The organism is Streptomyces lacaronensis (assembly GCF_047337785.1).
Classification (GTDB): Bacteria; Actinomycetota; Actinomycetes; order Streptomycetales; family Streptomycetaceae; genus Streptomyces; species Streptomyces lycopersici.
Window position 1 is genome coordinate 11,722,390 of sequence record NZ_JBLHDK010000003.1, and the last position, 14,662, is coordinate 11,737,051.

Annotated in this window: 13 protein-coding genes and 1 pseudogene; 5 read left to right on the forward strand and 9 right to left on the reverse strand. The window is 70.9% G+C overall.

The window, feature by feature from the left end:
* Together ACMTAK_RS50215 and ACMTAK_RS50220 are read left to right on the forward strand one after the other, a co-directional pair.
* The gene (locus ACMTAK_RS50215; protein WP_413812389.1) at window positions 1–1,047 is read left to right on the forward strand and encodes an ABC transporter permease; all 1,047 of its coding nucleotides are present in this window, start codon (window positions 1–3) and stop codon (window positions 1,045–1,047) included.
* A 1-nt stretch (window position 1,048) separates the two neighbouring features.
* Window positions 1,049–2,188 carry a substrate-binding domain-containing protein gene (locus ACMTAK_RS50220; protein ID WP_413812390.1) on the forward strand — a complete coding sequence of 380 codons (1,140 nt, stop codon included), beginning with the start codon at window positions 1,049–1,051 and terminating at the stop codon, window positions 2,186–2,188.
* A gap of 57 nt (window positions 2,189–2,245) precedes the next feature.
* On the opposite strand, the gene ACMTAK_RS50225 is transcribed toward ACMTAK_RS50220, so the two are convergent.
* From ACMTAK_RS50225 to ACMTAK_RS50240, 4 genes and pseudogenes are all read right to left on the reverse strand, one after another.
* Window positions 2,246–3,244: a sugar phosphate isomerase/epimerase family protein gene (locus ACMTAK_RS50225; RefSeq protein WP_413812391.1), complete on the reverse strand. Its 999-nt coding sequence runs from the start codon at window positions 3,242–3,244 to the stop codon at window positions 2,246–2,248.
* Between the two features lie 23 nt (window positions 3,245–3,267).
* A complete protein-coding gene (locus ACMTAK_RS50230; RefSeq protein ID WP_413812392.1) occupies window positions 3,268–4,464 on the reverse strand; it encodes a Gfo/Idh/MocA family protein in 1,197 nt (398 codons plus the stop codon).
* Window positions 4,465–4,583: 119 nt separating this feature from the next.
* Window positions 4,584–5,441, reverse strand: a complete 858-nt coding sequence (locus ACMTAK_RS50235) for a sugar phosphate isomerase/epimerase family protein (protein WP_413812393.1) — start codon at window positions 5,439–5,441, stop codon at window positions 4,584–4,586.
* Between the two features lie 49 nt (window positions 5,442–5,490).
* Window positions 5,491–5,690 (reverse strand): annotated as a pseudogene (locus tag ACMTAK_RS50240) (sugar ABC transporter substrate-binding protein); the annotation flags it as partial.
* A gap of 402 nt (window positions 5,691–6,092) precedes the next feature.
* Here ACMTAK_RS50240 and ACMTAK_RS50245 point away from each other — a divergent pair.
* Entirely contained in the window at window positions 6,093–7,124 is a 1,032-nt protein-coding gene (locus ACMTAK_RS50245; RefSeq protein WP_413812394.1) for a LacI family DNA-binding transcriptional regulator, read from the forward strand.
* A gap of 49 nt (window positions 7,125–7,173) precedes the next feature.
* Here ACMTAK_RS50245 and ACMTAK_RS50250 read toward each other — a convergent pair whose 3' ends face one another.
* Window positions 7,174–7,722, reverse strand: coding sequence for a DapH/DapD/GlmU-related protein (locus ACMTAK_RS50250; protein WP_413812395.1), 549 nt, complete (start codon window positions 7,720–7,722; stop codon window positions 7,174–7,176).
* Between the two features lie 198 nt (window positions 7,723–7,920).
* Here ACMTAK_RS50250 and ACMTAK_RS50255 point away from each other — a divergent pair, with 198 nt between their 5' ends.
* Both ACMTAK_RS50255 and ACMTAK_RS50260 read left to right on the forward strand, forming a co-directional pair.
* Window positions 7,921–8,859: a LysR family transcriptional regulator gene (locus ACMTAK_RS50255; RefSeq protein ID WP_413812396.1), complete on the forward strand. Its 939-nt coding sequence runs from the start codon at window positions 7,921–7,923 to the stop codon at window positions 8,857–8,859.
* 296 nt (window positions 8,860–9,155) lie between these two features.
* Window positions 9,156–9,590, forward strand: coding sequence for an MFS transporter (locus ACMTAK_RS50260; protein WP_413812397.1), 435 nt, complete (start codon window positions 9,156–9,158; stop codon window positions 9,588–9,590).
* On the opposite strand, the gene ACMTAK_RS50265 is transcribed toward ACMTAK_RS50260, so the two are convergent.
* The 4 genes from ACMTAK_RS50265 to ACMTAK_RS50280 form a co-directional block, all read right to left on the reverse strand.
* Window positions 9,587–10,591 carry a glycoside hydrolase family protein gene (locus ACMTAK_RS50265; RefSeq protein WP_413812398.1) on the reverse strand — a complete coding sequence of 335 codons (1,005 nt, stop codon included), beginning with the start codon at window positions 10,589–10,591 and terminating at the stop codon, window positions 9,587–9,589. The two genes, ACMTAK_RS50260 and ACMTAK_RS50265, sit on opposite strands and share 4 nt — an antisense overlap.
* Before the next feature lie 66 nt (window positions 10,592–10,657).
* On the reverse strand, window positions 10,658–11,944 hold the full coding sequence (locus ACMTAK_RS50270; RefSeq protein WP_413812399.1) for a TRAP transporter large permease: 1,287 nt from the start codon (window positions 11,942–11,944) through the stop codon (window positions 10,658–10,660).
* Window positions 11,932–12,519 carry a hypothetical protein gene (locus ACMTAK_RS50275; protein ID WP_413812400.1) on the reverse strand — a complete coding sequence of 196 codons (588 nt, stop codon included), beginning with the start codon at window positions 12,517–12,519 and terminating at the stop codon, window positions 11,932–11,934. Before ACMTAK_RS50275 ends, ACMTAK_RS50270 begins: the two co-directional genes overlap by 13 nt.
* Window positions 12,516–14,648 (reverse strand): hydantoinase/oxoprolinase family protein, encoded by a 2,133-nt coding sequence (locus tag ACMTAK_RS50280; RefSeq protein WP_413812401.1) that lies wholly within the window; start codon window positions 14,646–14,648, stop codon window positions 12,516–12,518. The genes ACMTAK_RS50275 and ACMTAK_RS50280 overlap by 4 nt, the downstream gene beginning before the upstream one ends.
* Window positions 14,649–14,662: the final 14 nt, after the last annotated feature.

Sequence of the window (14,662 nt, forward strand, 5' to 3'; positions counted from 1 at the left end):
ATGACGAGCCCTCCTCCGCCACGGTCCCGGACGGGCCCGCTCGGCAGACCGGGCCGGGAGCGCGGCCGGGGCCGTGCGGGCGGGCATCTGATCGGCACCTACGGTTTGGTGGCCCTCACCGCCCTGCTGTTCCTGATCTTCTCCGTGACCCTGCCGCGCACCTTTCCGACCCTGGACACCATCTCCTCGATCCTGACCACCCAGTCGATCCCGGCCATCCTCGCGCTCGGTGTGACGGTTCCCATCGCGACCGGCAATTTCGACCTCTCCATCGGCTACGCCCTCGGCCTGGCTCATGTCATGGTGATGCGGCTCATCGTGAACGAGGGGTGGCCCTGGCCGTTCGCCTGCCTCGCGGTGATCATTGGAGGCGCCGTCGTCGGCGTACTCAATGGGGTCATCGCCGAGTTCGGCCGGATCGACTCCTTCATCGCCACGCTCGGCACCGGCAGCATGCTGTACGCCTGCACCGGTTGGATCACCGGCGGCGGCAGGATCGTGCCCGGCCCGCAGGGGCTGCCGGCCGCCTTCACCGACCTCTACGACTCCACCTTCCTCGGACTTCCGGTGCCCGCCTTCTATGTGCTCGCCCTCGCGGTCGCCCTGTGGCTCCTGCTGGAGCGGCTGCCACTCGGCCGGTACCTGTACGTCATCGGCTCCAACCCCCGCGCCGCCGACCTCGTCGGCATCCCCACCCGTACGTACACCATCTGCGCCTTCGCGGTATCGGGGCTGGTCGTCGGCTGTGCCGGGGTGCTGCTCGCGGCCCAGCAGCAGATCGGCAACCCGAGCGTCGGCATCGACTACCTGCTCCCCGCCTTCGCCGGAGCGCTGCTCGGCTCCACCGCGATCAAACCGGGCCGTCCGAACGCCCTGGGCACCCTCGTCGCGGTGGCGGTCCTCGCCATCGGGCTCGCCGGTATCGGTCAGCTCGGTGCCCAGTTCTGGGCCACCCCGCTGTTCAACGGCGGCACGCTGCTCATCGTGGTCGGCCTGGCCGGCTACTCCGCTCGTCGCCGGCTGCGCACCGGGGTCGGAGAAGCCTGACGTGCACCGCGACCGCGCCATCCCGCTCACCGCCGTCGTGCTGCTGGTGGCGACCGCCCTCACCGGCTGCGAACGCGGCTCGTCGGCCGGTCCCGGAGAGTCCACCGCGGGCCCGAGCGGCTGTCCCGCGGCCCTCACCAGGGCCAAGGCCGCCGTCAAGCGGGCCGAGCGGACCGATGTCCCCTGGAACGGTCCGGCCGGCGGCCCCACGGCGGTGCGCGGCAAGACCATCGCCTATGTGGCGCAGACGATGACCAACCCGGGGGTCGCGGGCGTCGCGAAGGGCGTACGGGAGGCGGCCAGGGTCATGGGCTGGAAGGTCCGGCTGATCGACGGAGGGGGCACCCCCGTGGGCATCCAGGCGGCGCTGAGCGAGGCGATCGCCCTCGAACCCTCGGGCATCGTCATCGGCGGCTTCGACCCCAGAGCGACCTCCCGGCAGGTCGCCCAGGCAAACGCCGCGGACATTCCGCTCGTCGGCTGGCACGCGGTCGGTTCCCCCGGCCCCAGCAAGCGCCCCGAGCTCTTCACCAACATCACCACCGAGGTCGAGGAGGTGGCCGGGATCAGCGCGGACTGGGTGATCGCACGGTCCAACGGCCACGCCCGGGTCGTCGTGTTCACCGACGACTCGATCCCCTTCGCGAGGAACAAGGCCGGGCTGATCAGAAAGGGACTCGCCAGGTGTCCGGGCGTGCGGCTGCTGGCCTACGCGAACATTCCGATCCCGGACGCCGGCAGCCGCACCCCGCAGGAGGTCTCCTCCCTCCTCTCGCGCTTCCCGGACACATGGGACTACTCCATCGCCATCAACGACCTGTACTTCGCGGACGCCGCCCCCGCCCTCCGGGCGGCCGGCAAGCGGGGCACCGGCCCACCCTTCAACATCGGCGCGGGCGACGGCGACCCCTCCGCCTTCCAGCGCGTCAACAGCGGGCAGTACCAGGCGGCCACCGTTCCCGAACCGCTGTCCCAGCAGGGCTGGCAGGTGATCGACGAGTTCAACCGGGCCTTCTCCGGCCGCGCCCCCAGCGGGTACGTCGGCCCCGTCCACATCGTCACGGCCGCCAACAGCGGCGGAGCCACGAGCTGGAATCCGCCCGGCTATCGAAGGGCGTACCGAAAGATCTGGGGCGAGTGACACAAGGGTCCCCGCTTCCACCGGCGGGCGGAAGCGGGGACCACGGGTGCGGCCGGGTCAGAGGGCTTCCGCGGCGCTGCGGAGGTTCTTGGCGGCCAGGGCCAGACCCTCGGTCCGGGAGTACGCGGCGTCCTCGTGCTCGATGTTGACGGCCATGTCGGGGTTCACCTCGGCGAGGGCGCGCAGGAACTCCGTCCAGAAGGGGACGTCGTTGCCGAGGCCGACGGCGACGAACTTCCACGCCGGGTTCTCGGGCCAGGCGTTGCACCAGAAGCCGTAGCCGGTGGGGACCTTGCCGGGGGCGTCGGCGGGGACACGGGTGAAGGAGGTGTCCAGGACGCCGCGGATGTCGGCGCCGGGGCAGAGCGTGGCGTCCTTCGCGGCGGCGTGGAAGACCAGCGGGCCGAGCCACTTGATGGCGGCGACGATGTCCATGCCCTGCCACATCAGATGGGAGGGATCCATCTCGGCCCCGACGTTGGTCGCGCCGGTCTCGTCGACGAGCCGCTTCAGGGTGACCGGGGAGAAGACGACGTTGTGCGGGTGCATCTCGATGGCGACCCGGACGTCGTTCTCCCCGGCGAGCGCGTCGATCTCCTTCCAGAACTCGACGGCCACGCCCCACTGGTAGTCCAGGACGTCCATGTAGACGCCGTCCCAGGGGTTGACGACCCAGGAGGGGTACTTGGCATCGGGGTCGGAGCCCGGGGTGCCGGACATGGTGACCACGTGCTTGACGCCGAGCAGGCCCGCGAGGCGGATGGTGCGGCGCAGGTCGTCGGCGTGTTTCGGGCCGACACCGGGGAGGGGGTTGAGCGGATTGCCGTTGCAGTTGAGGCCGGTCAGTTCCATCCCCCGGTCGGCGAAGGCCGCCAGGTACTCCTCGCGCGCGGTGGCCGAGGACAGCAGCAGGTCGACCGGGCAGTGCGGGGAGGGGATGAAACCGCCGGTGTTGACCTCGACCGAGGTCAGACCGTTCTCCTTCAGGATGTCCAGGGCCTCGGAGAGGGTGCGGTCGTGCAGGCAGGCGGTGTAGGCGCCGAGCTTGAGGGGCATGGGTACAACTCCTTACGGGCGTTTCAGACGGCGGGCGGAACGTCGACGGCGGTGCCGCCCCGCCGCGAGGACTCGACGACGGCCTGGATGATCTCCATCGTCCGCAGGGCGTCGGCGAACGTGGCGCACGGCGGCAGCGGTTCGGCCACGCCCGCGACCTGGTCGAGGAAGGCCCGGGCCTGGTAGGTGAACATCTCGGCGTTGCCGCCGCCCACGCCCGGTGCCTCCATCGGGTAACCACCCTTGAAGTAGGGGAGGTTCGGGCCGGCGATGATCTGGCGGGCGCCGCTCGGGCGGGTGTCGGGCTGTGCGTCGTCGAAGAGGTACTCGGCCGGGCGGTGCTGGTCGAACGCGGCCCGGCCGCCCACGCCCAGGACGTCGAAGGAGAGCCCGTTGGGCAGTCCGAAGGCGGTGCGCGAGACCGAGAAGGTGCCGACCAGACCGGACTCGAAGCGGACGGTGAAGGACGCGGTGTCCTCGTTCTCGACCGCGCCGAGCTCGTCCGAGACGGGCGCGGCGTTATGGCCGACGACCGCGCCCAGCGGCAGGGGTCGCTTGGGGATCTGCGTCGACAGCGAGGCACCGGAGACGGCGGTGATGGGGCCCGCGATGTACTCGGCGGTGTCGATCACGTGCGCACCGACGTCCCCGAGCGCACCGGAGCCGGGCCCGCCCTTGAACCGCCAGCTCAGCGGCCCCTTCGGGTCGGTCGCGTAGTCACACCAGTACCGGCCGCTGAACAGGGTCAGCTCGCCCAGTTCATCGCGCAGGACATGCTCGCGGATCGCGGCGATGGCGGGAGAGCGGCGGAAGGTGTACCCGACGGCGGTCACCACCTCGGCGCCACGCTCCAACTCGGCCATCGCACGGGCGTCCTCGACCGTTCCCGCCAGCGGCTTCTCGCACAGCACATGCTTGCCCGCCGCGACCAGCGCCTCGGCGATCGGGCGGTGCAGATCGTTTCCCACGACGATGCTGACGGCGTCGATCGTCGGGTCCTCGGCGACGGCCTCCCAGCTCGGCAGCGCCTTCTCATAGCCGTAGCGGCGGGCGGCGTCCTCGCCGAGCGCGATGTTGGCGTCGGCTATCGCGGCCAGCCGGACCGGCCGCAGACCCGCGTCGAAGACGGTGTTGACGTTGCGGTAGCCGGCGGCATGGGCGCGGCCGGCCATCCCGGCTCCGATCACCGCGACGGAAAGGGGCTGGGCGGACGTGGTCATGGCGGATGCCTTTCGAAACGAGGGAAAGAGACGAGGGAACCGGACAGCAGCGGGGATCAGGCGGCGTACTGCCGGCGGAATCGGGACTCGATGGCCACGCGATCTGGGGGTGCGGCCGGTCAGGAATGGGCGGCCAGGTATTCGTCGATCTTCTTCCGCATGAAGGCGGAGGACTCCCTGGCTCGTTCCTCCCAGGCGAAGACGCAGGCGGTCAGGGTGGAGTCGAAGCCGTGTGCGCGCAGTTCACGGAAGAGCTCGTCGAAGTCCACCTCGCCCTGGCCGATGTCGAGGTGCTGATGGATCCGGGCTGGGGTGCCAGGCGGGTTGAGGATGTAGCGGTTGCCCGAGGACGCGGTGTGGTCGAAGGCGTCCGCGAGGTGGACATGGGTGAGGAGGTCGCCCGCGTACTCGATGATGCCGGGCGCGTCGTCGCCGATGTGGAAGGTGTGCGGGGCGCAGTAGAGGAAGCCGACGTGGGAGTGGTTGATGCCCCTGATCAGGTTGATCGCGTCGTAACCGTTCTCGATGAAGTCGTCCGGGTGGGGTTCCAGCGCGAGCTTGATTCCCTCGCGCTCGAACAGCGGGAGCAGCTCCTCCATCGAGCGCCAGAACTGCGCCTCGCTGCGGTCCGGGTCCTCGGGGCGGCCGTTGAACTCCGAGATCATGCTGTCCACTCCGAGGTCCGCACAGATCTGGATCGAGCGCTTCCAGTACCGGACCGCGGCCTGCCGTGCGTCCTCGTCCGGGCCGGACCAGCGGAACAGGGGCAGCAGGGAGGAGACGCCCACTCCGGCCGTGTCCAGCGCCTTGCGGAACTTCCTTACGGTGGCGTCGTCGACACGGGGGTGGCGGAAGAAAAGGATGAAGTCCTCCCGAGGGGAGAGTTCGATCCACTCGTAGCCCAACTCGGCGACAACAGAAGGCAGTTCGAGGAGCGGAACGTCGCGGATCATAAACGGGTCGAGAGCGATCTTCATGGGGAATCCCTTCGGGGCGGGAGAACCTGGGGGGAGCGGGGCATGCGCGTCACCGGGTGCCCTTCGCGGCGAACTTCGCGATCGTGCCGACGTTGGACTTGTCGACGAAGGCCGGTCCGGTCAGCACCGGCTGCTCACCGCCGCCGCTGAAGTTGCCTCGATGGCGGAGACGAGTTCCTTGTTGAGGTCGAAGGTGGCGACCTTCGCCTTGCCACCGCCCTCGGCGTCGGGCTTGGCGAGGGTGACGGCGATGCCGTCGTCCTTCGGGTTGATCGCGTTCTGCACCAGGGGGTGCCGGCCCTGCCCGCGGAGACGTCGGCCGCCTCCTCCTGGGCCTTCCCGAACTGCTGGAGCACCCCGTGATGGTCAGCGCGGCCGCGGCGGCGACGGCCACGAGGCGCGGGGATCTGGCGGATCCCGGGGAACGGGGGAGAGATGTGCGGCTCATGCTGCGTGCACCTCGCTGTGCATCGGGGAGGGGAGGGTGGATCACCGGCCGCCGGTGGGGCGGACGCCGCGGCGGCTCCGGTCGGCGCGGCTTTGTTGGAACGACAGGACTAATTTAAAGCGCTTTAAGTCCTGGTACTATCGGCCGTGCCGCTTGAGGGTGTCAAGGGTGTCGCACAAGGGGATTCGCGCCGGGAGGCACAGGTGGAGGACGGTGGTTCCGGGCGTCATCAGAACGGCACGCCCAAGCGCCCCAGGCTGGAGGACGTGGCCGCGCGGGTGGGCCTGTCCACGGCATCGGTCTCCCTGGTGCTGCGGGGTGTGCCCGGCCCGAGCGAGCGGACCCGGCAGCGCGTCCTGAAGGCGGCCGCCGACCTCGGCTATCAGGTGGACCGCACCGCCAGCACACTGGCCAGCAGACGCAGCCGCCTGCTCGGCGTCATGGTCGACATCCACAGCCCGTTCCACGCCGAACTGGTCGAGCACCTGCACACCGCGGCCGAGGAGGTCGGCTACGACCTGGTCCTGAGCACCCTCACCCGAACCCGCGACGAACGGACCGCGGTGGACACCCTGCTGGCCTTCCGCAGCGAGGCGCTGATCCTGCTCGGCCCCACCGCACCCGCGGACGCGCTCGCCGTGCTCGACGGCAAGGCGCCCGTCATCACCGTCGGCCGCCGGATCGCGGACACCGCCCTCGACGTCGTACGCACCGCTGACGACGACGGCGTGAGTCAGACCATCGACCACCTGGTCGGACTCGGCCATCGCGAGATCGTCTACGTGGACGGCGGGAAGGGCGCCATCGCCACCGACCGGCGCCGTGGTTACCGCACCGCCATGCGCCGCCACGGCCTCGGCGACCACATCCGTGTGCTATCCGGAGACAACACCGAAGCGGCCGGCGAACGCGCCGCCCGCCACCTCCTCGACGACGGCCGACTGCCCACCGCGGTGGTCGCGTACAACGACCAGTGCGCCATCGGCGTCCTGGCCGCCCTCGCGCGCGCCGGAGTCGCCGTCCCGGGCGAGGTGTCCGTGGCCGGCTACGACGACGACACCCTCTCCCGGCTGAGCTGCTTCAACCTGACCACCGTCAGCCAGAGCGCCCGGGAACAGGCCCAACACGCGGTGACCGCCGCCGTGGAACGCCTCGACCAGGACCGCACCGAGCCCCGCGAGGTCGTCCTCACCCCGCGCCTCGTCGTGCGCGGCACCACGGCGGGGCGCGGATAGGGGAACACGGCGCTCGACGCGGCCGTCTGCCGCGCCCGCGCCCCCGGGCTCAGTCGTTCCATTGTTTGCGTGCGAACGCGGCCGATCCGGTCACCAGGGTGTTGGGGGGAACGTCCTTCGTGACGACGGCTCCGGCTCCGACCACGGCACCGCGTCCGATGGTGACACCGGGCAGAACCGTCACTGCCGCGCCGAGCCATGCGTCGGCTTCGACCGTGATCGGTGCCCGGGTGATGAATGCGCTCCGCTCGGAGGCCGGGAGAGGGTGGTCGGAAGAGATGAGGTTGCTCTTCGGGCCGATCAGGACGCCGTCGCTCAGGTGGATGCCGCCCTGGTCCAAGAAGGTGCAGCCCTGGTTGACGAAGACGTGCTCGCCGAAGTCGATGCCGAGCCCGTGGTCGGTGTAGAAGGGGGGATAGACGGTGACGGAGTCGGGGACGGGCCTGCCGACGATCTCGGACAGCAGGGCCGCGCGGGCGGCCTTGTCGTCGAAGGGCAGGACGTTGAGCCGTGACGTGAGCGTGGTCACGTGCTCGATCCGCTCGGCCACCCGCGCGAACTCGGCGGTGCGGACGTAGAGACGGTCTTGATCAGGCATGAGGATTCCTCACGATGGTGGCGTTCGGACCGCAGCCGTCGGATGGCACCCGTATAGCCGTCGGATGGCAGCCGTCGGATACGACAGTCCATCAACCAGAGGTTGACCGGAGCCATCAAAGCGATCCGAGCACGCCCGAATCAAACAACGATCAGGGCAGTCAGGATCAACACCTGGTTGTCCGCATAGGGTGCGCGCATGGATGTCATGGCCGTGCGCACCTTCGTCGCCGTCGCGGATGCGGGACAGTTCCAGGAGGCCGCCGCCGGTCTGTCGGTCACGCCGCAGGCCGTGTCCAAGCGCGTCGCCGCGCTGGAGCAGGAGCTCGGTGTCCGGCTCTTCACCCGTGACGCCCGTGGAGCGCGGCTCACCATCGACGGACAGGCGTTCCTGCCCCACGCCCGGACCTTCCTCCACTCCGCCGAGCGCGCCGTCGCGTCCGTACGGCCGGGCCATCGGGCGCTGCGCGTCGACGTGATCGGCCGCCAGCTCTCCCTGACGGGACTGCTGCGCGGCTTCCATCTCGCCCACCCCGAGGTCGAACTGGACGTCGTGACGCTGTTCGACTCCGACACGGCCATCGCCGCGGTCCGGGACGGGACCATCGACGCGACGTTCCGTGCCGTGACCATGCCGGGCCGATCGTTGCCCCGCGGCGTGGAGGCCACTTCCGTCTTCGATGAACCACTGCACCTGTTCACCGGACCACGACACGAGTTCGCGAACGCCCCCGCGCTCACTCCCGCCCAACTCGCCGGACGACGGATCTGGATGCCCGGCAATCTGCCCGGCACCGAGTGGGCCGCGTACTATGAGGAACTCGCCACCACCTTCGGCGTCGTCATCGACTCGGTCGGCCCGGACTTCGGCATCGAGGCCCTGCTCGACACCATCGCCGGTTCCGCGACACTGGCCACCTTCGTCAGCGAACAGACCCCCCTGGTGTGGCCGGCCGGCCACGACCTGCGCCGTATCCCCCTCAAAGACCCCACCCCGCTCTACCCCCACTCGCTGATCTGGCGCACCCATGACCGCCACCCCTCCTTGGCCGCCCTGCGTCGCCATCTCACCGCCGCGTATCCCGGCCGCCCCAACAGCGGCGTCTGGGTACCGGAATGGACACGGCCGAAGCATTGACGGTCATTAGTGACCGCTGGCCACTAATGATGTCAGGGTCGCCTCACCTAAGTCGTCGGTGTCCTCTCGTTCCTCTTGAGAGGCCGGGGGTGCCCCCGCCTGGCTGGTCACCGCGTTCATGCTGGCCTCGGCGGTGGCGACGCCGATCGCCGGGCGGCCGGGCGATCTGCGCGGCCATCGCCCCGTCCTGCTGGCCTGCCCCGGATGCCTGGCGGCCGGCGACGCGCTGGCCGCGGCGGCCGGACCCGCGCCTGTCGCGCGGCCGTGGCCCCGCGCTCACGCATCTGGCCACCTTCATGATCAGCGTGGCCATGTTCGCGGCGGTCACGCTCATCCCGCGGTACGCGCAGACTCCGGTACGCGCGGGCTACGGGTTGGGGACGTCGGCCACCGGAACGGGGTTGTTGCTCGCGCCGATGGCCGTGGCGATGGGGGCGGCGGCGCCGCTGTCCACGCGGCTCGCGGCCCGCGTCGGCAGCAGGGCCGCGTTCCGGGCGGGCGCGGCCCTGGCCACGACGACGCTCGCGGCGCTCGGCGTGGCGCATGGCGCGCTGTGGCAATTCGCCCTGCCGCGGTCGCCGCCGTGGCCCTCGCCCTGTCGGCGGCGCTCCCGGGGAAGCGGACGCCAGATGGCCGGCGTCCGGCTCGATCGCCATCGAGGCTGTGCGCTGTCCGGCGAACCCGGCGAACCCGGCGGGACAGCGCACAGACGTGACGTGGGCCCCGACTAGCCTCGTGCCACCGCGATCGAGCCCTGGAGCCGTTCTCCCGCCTCGAAGACCATGTACGGCACTCCGTGGTCGGTGCCGAACGACGGCGCCGCCGACCTGCCGTTCTCCGGTGGCCCGGAGCGGGAGTTGTAGAAGACGCCCAGATGGCGACGGAGCGAGAAGTCCGCGCCCACCTCGGTGATCATGAGGTCGCCGCCGCTCTCCTTGTCCTTGTTGTAGACCACGTACGCGGAACCGTTGCGCGTGAGCAGGTGGGGGCCGCCGACGTTCACCGCGCCGACATCCGAGTGGCGCACCAGTGGGGTCTGGTCGAACTTCCAGTTCCGGCCGTCGGCTGACCAGCCCCAGCAGATGTCACGGTGGTCGGTGGTGTTTCTGTACATGAACAGCATCACATAGCGGGCTCCGCGCGACGGCAGATCGTGGCGGAAGACCCTGGCGTACGACGTCTCGGTGGTGCCCGACGGCATCATCGAGGCGGACAGGACGACCTTGTCGTACGTGAAGTGGACGCCGTCCCGGGAGCGGGCGAGCCGTGTCGTGGTGTTCTCGCCGTGGAAGTACAGCCAGAACTCCTTGACGTCCTCCTTCCACAGCACATGCGGTGAGGAGACATGGCTGACCGAGTAGTGCGGGGACCACTTGTTGGACACGATCGGGTTCGCCGGATACTCCGTGAACGGGCCCTCCAGCGAGTTCCCGTAGGCGAGGCAGATCCCGCCGGGCGCGTCGTGCGGCGCGTAGTAGAGGTAGTAACGGCCGAGCGGCGACGCCAGCTTGTCGTAGACGCCGCGCACGGTCGGGAAGATGATCTCGCCCGTCGGGTTGTACTTCAGCTGTGACGGCGTCAGCAGCGTCCGTACGTAGGTGTAGTCGGGGAAGCCTCCGGGCGCGGCCGACGCTCCTTGCGTCGACAGGCCGCCGAGGGTGAGCGCGGCGCCGGTGACGGCGGTCGCGCGCAGGAACATACGACGATCCGGGCCGGACTGCGGCTCTTGCATGATCGGCTCCTGAGGTCGGTTGCGGTGGAAGAGGTTGCTGTTGAAAGGGTTGCTGTCGGAAGGACGTCACAGTTGGGTCGCGGCGGTGACACACAGGCCCCCGAGCGCCACGGCCCACACATACGGCAGCGTCCGCACCATCACCTGCTGCGGTGAGACGCCCGCGTACTGGGCGGCCCACACGGTCTGGGTGCTGGTCGGGTCGGCGACGCCGAAGACCTGGTTGTACGAGGTGGCCATGCCGAGGACGGCGGTGGCCGGGTAGATACCGGTGGCGATGAGGACACCCGCGATGCCGGCGCCGAGGCCGAAGACATTGAGCGGGCCGCGGTACAGGCACAGCGGCACCAGCACCGTGAAGACCAGCACGAACAGCACCGCGTTCTGCGGGCTGACGGCCTTGACGAGCGGTTCCAGGGCGTCGACCGCGCCGGGCAGTTTCACCGCGGCGAGCAGGATGCCGATCGCCACGAACAGCGTGATCGGGGGCGCCGCCACCTCGAAACCGCCGTACAGGGTGCGCAGCAGCCGTCGGTTCATCTCGCGCGGCCGTGTCGTCGTCACCAGTGCGTACAGCACTCCCGCCAGCAGCGAGGGAATGATGGCCAGTTCGAAGCCCAGGGCCAGGACCAGCGGTACCACCGGCGTCAGCAGCGCGTACCACGGGGCGTCGCCGAGCAGCTGCCGTCGGCTGCGCGAAGTCGGCCTGCCCTCAAGCGACTTGAGCGACCAGGTGTGCTCCACGCCACGCCGCCGCGACTCCACCAGGACGTATGCGACTGCCGCCACCAGCGCGAACGGGAACAGCTTCACCATGAAGCCGCGCACGGTGTCCACGGGCAGTTCCAGCGCCGTGGAGAAGAACTGCCACACCGGCAGCTCGAACGGGACACCCACCGCGATGCCCATGAGGATCGTGCCGGCGGCCGTCACCTTGGGGATGCCCACCGCGATCATGGCCGGGATCCCGATGAGCCCGGCGAGCATGGCCGCGGGCGCGGACCCCGTCACCGTGCCCACGAGGGCCGACACCGCGAGGACGCCGAGCGCCACGAACACCGGCCGGTCGCCGCCGAATTCCACGATCTTGCGGACCAGGGTGGCCGCGATACCGGTCTCCTCCAGGAGCTTGCCGAGCCACGAACCGAGCAGGATCGCGACCATCGTGGCCGCCAGCGCGGGCGCGCCCTCCTGGAGCACCGTGTCGAGCACGCTGTTCTTCCCGGTCAGCGGCGCATCCGCGGCGAACGCGATCGCCACGGCGAGCAGCACCAGCGCGAACGCGGTGGGCAGCCTGCGGGTGAGCATGGCGGCGACGCCCGCCGCCATGAGGAGCAGAATCACGACACCCATTGATCCGTCTCGCTTTCGGAACACGCGGCGGCCAGCGCCTCGGTGAGCAGCAGGGGGCTGCGGCCGAGGCCGCAGGCAGCGCGGGCGTAGGCGTGCGCGGCGAGTTCGTCGGCGCCCGCGACGTGCGCGTACAGACGACGCGGCCCGAGCCGCAGCGCGGTGTGGCCGAGCGCCCGCTTGAACTCGGCCCGGACACGCGCGTGATGGAGCCAGGCGTGCGCCCGCTCGTGGGCGAGGGCCGCGGCCAGCACCGACCCCGCGGGAAACCAGTTCCGCCAGCCGAGCTCGGCGACGAGCCGTTCGGCGCGGTCGACCGTGTCGACGTACACCTCGACCACCGGCGGTCGCGAGCGGTACCGGGCCAGCAGACCGGCGGCGAGCCCGCCGTCCCGCTCGACCACCCGGACCGGCACCGGACCGGGACGCATACGGCGTCCGAACTCCTCGGCCGCCTCGGCCCATCGGCGCAGGACCAGCGGATCGCGGCCCTCGTGCGTGGGCGTCCCCGCGAGCAGCCGCACGGCGAGGTCCAGATCGTGGTCGAGGCCGTGGTCGCGGTCGTGGTCGCCACTCATGCGCGGGACTCCACGACCGCGACCACCGGCTCGTCGGCCGCGCGCGTACGCAACTCGCTGCGGGCCAGCGCGAGCAGCGCTTCGGGTTCGAGCACCCCGGACAGATCCGCGATCCGGCCGCCCACCAGCAGACGCACCGCGGGCGCCCGCACCCCGCCGTCGCCGTACGAGGTGGACTCCCGCACCAGCGAGGCGAGCACCTCGCCGGCCGCGCCCACGGTCGTCGTCCGCACCCGCGCGTCGGACACCCCGAGCCGCACCACCCCGTCCGCGTCCACGACCCGCACCGGCTGCCGCCCCGCCCGCAGCCGGCGCCGCACCTCCGTGCCGTACACCGTGTACGCGTCCGTGCCGGCCAGGATTCTCACCCGGGTCTCCTGCGCCTTGAGGCTGGTCGCGGCCGCGCGCAGCCGCTCGGCGTCATCGGCGCGGTGCGCCCGGTCCCGTGTGCGCAGTTCGGTCGCGCCGGTGGCGACGGCCCGTACGGTGCTGGTCTGCGGGTCGACCGTCACCTCGACCTCCACACCGTCGGCTGCGGCGCCCTGCGCGACGACCGCCCGCTCGGCCTCGGCGCGCACGGCGAGGATGTGCTCCTGGGTGGCGCCGGGGATGATCCGCTCGACCTGCTCGCGGACCAGCGCGAGCGCCACCCCGATCGGGCTGATGACCTCGTGGTGACGGGCGACGCGCCCTTCCAGACCGGCGGCCCGGGCCAGATGCGGGGTCACGGCCGCCGCTCCGCCGCCCCCGCCCACCAGGACAGTGGTCTCCCGGCCGAGCCGGTAGTCGCGGATCATCGTGTCCACGACCGCCCGCACCGACGCCGTCCCCGCGTCCAGCACGGCCCGCGCCGCGCCCGCCACATCCAGGCCGAGCAGGGCGGCGAGCGGGGCGAGTGCCGCCCGCGCCACCTCCGGGTCGCAGCGCGCGAAGTCGCCCTCGGGGACCCGGCCGAGCGCGTTCGCCGCGCACGTCATCGTCACGGCGAACCGGCCGCCCGCCGCGTCCAGGACCACATGGTCGTCGGGGTCGCCGTCCATCGGCCGCACCGTGCTGACCTTCGCGTCCCGCAGCTCGTCGAGCGAGGCGAAACAGGCGTAGGGAAGCCCCGCGATATGCGCGCTGCGCGGACCGACGCCCGTGACCTTCCCTCCGGAGACCCGCACCATGGATCCGCCACCGACACCGACGGTGCGCACATCCAGGGCGTTGAGGTACGACGCCCTGCCGAGGATCGTCGCGTGCCGCACCGCCACCTTGCCGCGTCGCACCACGCTGATGTCCGTCGACGTGCCACCCGTCTCCAGGAACACCCCCTCGCTGATCCGCTCCCGCATCAGCGCCCCCGCCACCCCCGCCGCCGGCCCCGACAGGACCGTCAGCAGCGGACGGCGCCGCATCTCGTCCAGTGACATGACACCGCCGTCGCACCGCATCACCATCAGCGGCGCGGTGACCCCCGCCTTGGTGATGGAGGAGTCGACGAGATCGGCCGTGGCCAGCATGCGCGGCAGGATCGCCGCGTTCACCACGGCGGTACGGGTCCGCTTGTGCAGCCCGTACAGCGATGTGATCTCGTGTGCCGCCGCCACCGGCAGTCCCGTGGACCGCGCCACGTCCAGCACGGCCTGCTCCCCTTCGGGCCGGTCCACCCCGAACGGCTCGGTGGCGACGATGACTTGGGCGCCCTCCTCCTGTACGCGGGCCACGGCAGCCCGCACCGCGTCGCTGTCGAACGGGTCCGCCACATGCGCGTACACCAGCGGAAGCCGCTTGCCCGGGGCGACTTCCAGCTTCCCGAACGCGGCGAGGCGCCGGGTGAACACGGCACCCGCCCCGGCGCCGATCCCGATGAGCCCGACCTTCGCCACATCGCCCTCCAGGAGCGCGTTCGTGGCCTGGGTCGTGCCGTGTGCCAGGAACGTGACGTCGGCCGGGGTGCGCCCGGCCTGTTCGAGGAGACGGTCGAGCGCCTGGACGATGCCGTGTGCGACGCCGTCCTCATGGTGGTGGCTGGTGGGCACTTTCACCTGGCCCACCAGTTCGAGCGTCGCGGCATCGACGGCCACGGCGTCCGTGAACGTGCCGCCCACGTCGATACCGACGCGGACGCGACGGTCAGGGGACATGTCAGGCACCTCCT

Excerpts from the sequence above, each read along its gene's own strand:
- ACMTAK_RS50215 (WP_413812389.1), top strand. The coding sequence starts at position 1 with ATGACGAGCCCTCCTCCGCCACGGTCCCGGACGGGCCCGCTCGGCAGA.
- ACMTAK_RS50225 (WP_413812391.1), bottom strand. The coding sequence starts at position 3,244 with ATGCCCCTCAAGCTCGGCGCCTACACCGCCTGCCTGCACGACCGCACC.
- ACMTAK_RS50230 (WP_413812392.1), bottom strand. The coding sequence starts at position 4,464 with ATGACCACGTCCGCCCAGCCCCTTTCCGTCGCGGTGATCGGAGCCGGG.
- ACMTAK_RS50235 (WP_413812393.1), bottom strand. The coding sequence starts at position 5,441 with ATGAAGATCGCTCTCGACCCGTTTATGATCCGCGACGTTCCGCTCCTC.
- ACMTAK_RS50250 (WP_413812395.1), bottom strand. The coding sequence starts at position 7,722 with ATGCCTGATCAAGACCGTCTCTACGTCCGCACCGCCGAGTTCGCGCGG.
- ACMTAK_RS50255 (WP_413812396.1), top strand. The coding sequence starts at position 7,921 with ATGGATGTCATGGCCGTGCGCACCTTCGTCGCCGTCGCGGATGCGGGA.
- ACMTAK_RS50260 (WP_413812397.1), top strand. The coding sequence starts at position 9,156 with ATGATCAGCGTGGCCATGTTCGCGGCGGTCACGCTCATCCCGCGGTAC.
- ACMTAK_RS50265 (WP_413812398.1), bottom strand. The coding sequence starts at position 10,591 with ATGCAAGAGCCGCAGTCCGGCCCGGATCGTCGTATGTTCCTGCGCGCG.
- ACMTAK_RS50270 (WP_413812399.1), bottom strand. The coding sequence starts at position 11,944 with ATGGGTGTCGTGATTCTGCTCCTCATGGCGGCGGGCGTCGCCGCCATG.
- ACMTAK_RS50275 (WP_413812400.1), bottom strand. The coding sequence starts at position 12,519 with ATGAGTGGCGACCACGACCGCGACCACGGCCTCGACCACGATCTGGAC.
- ACMTAK_RS50280 (WP_413812401.1), bottom strand. The coding sequence starts at position 14,648 with ATGTCCCCTGACCGTCGCGTCCGCGTCGGTATCGACGTGGGCGGCACG.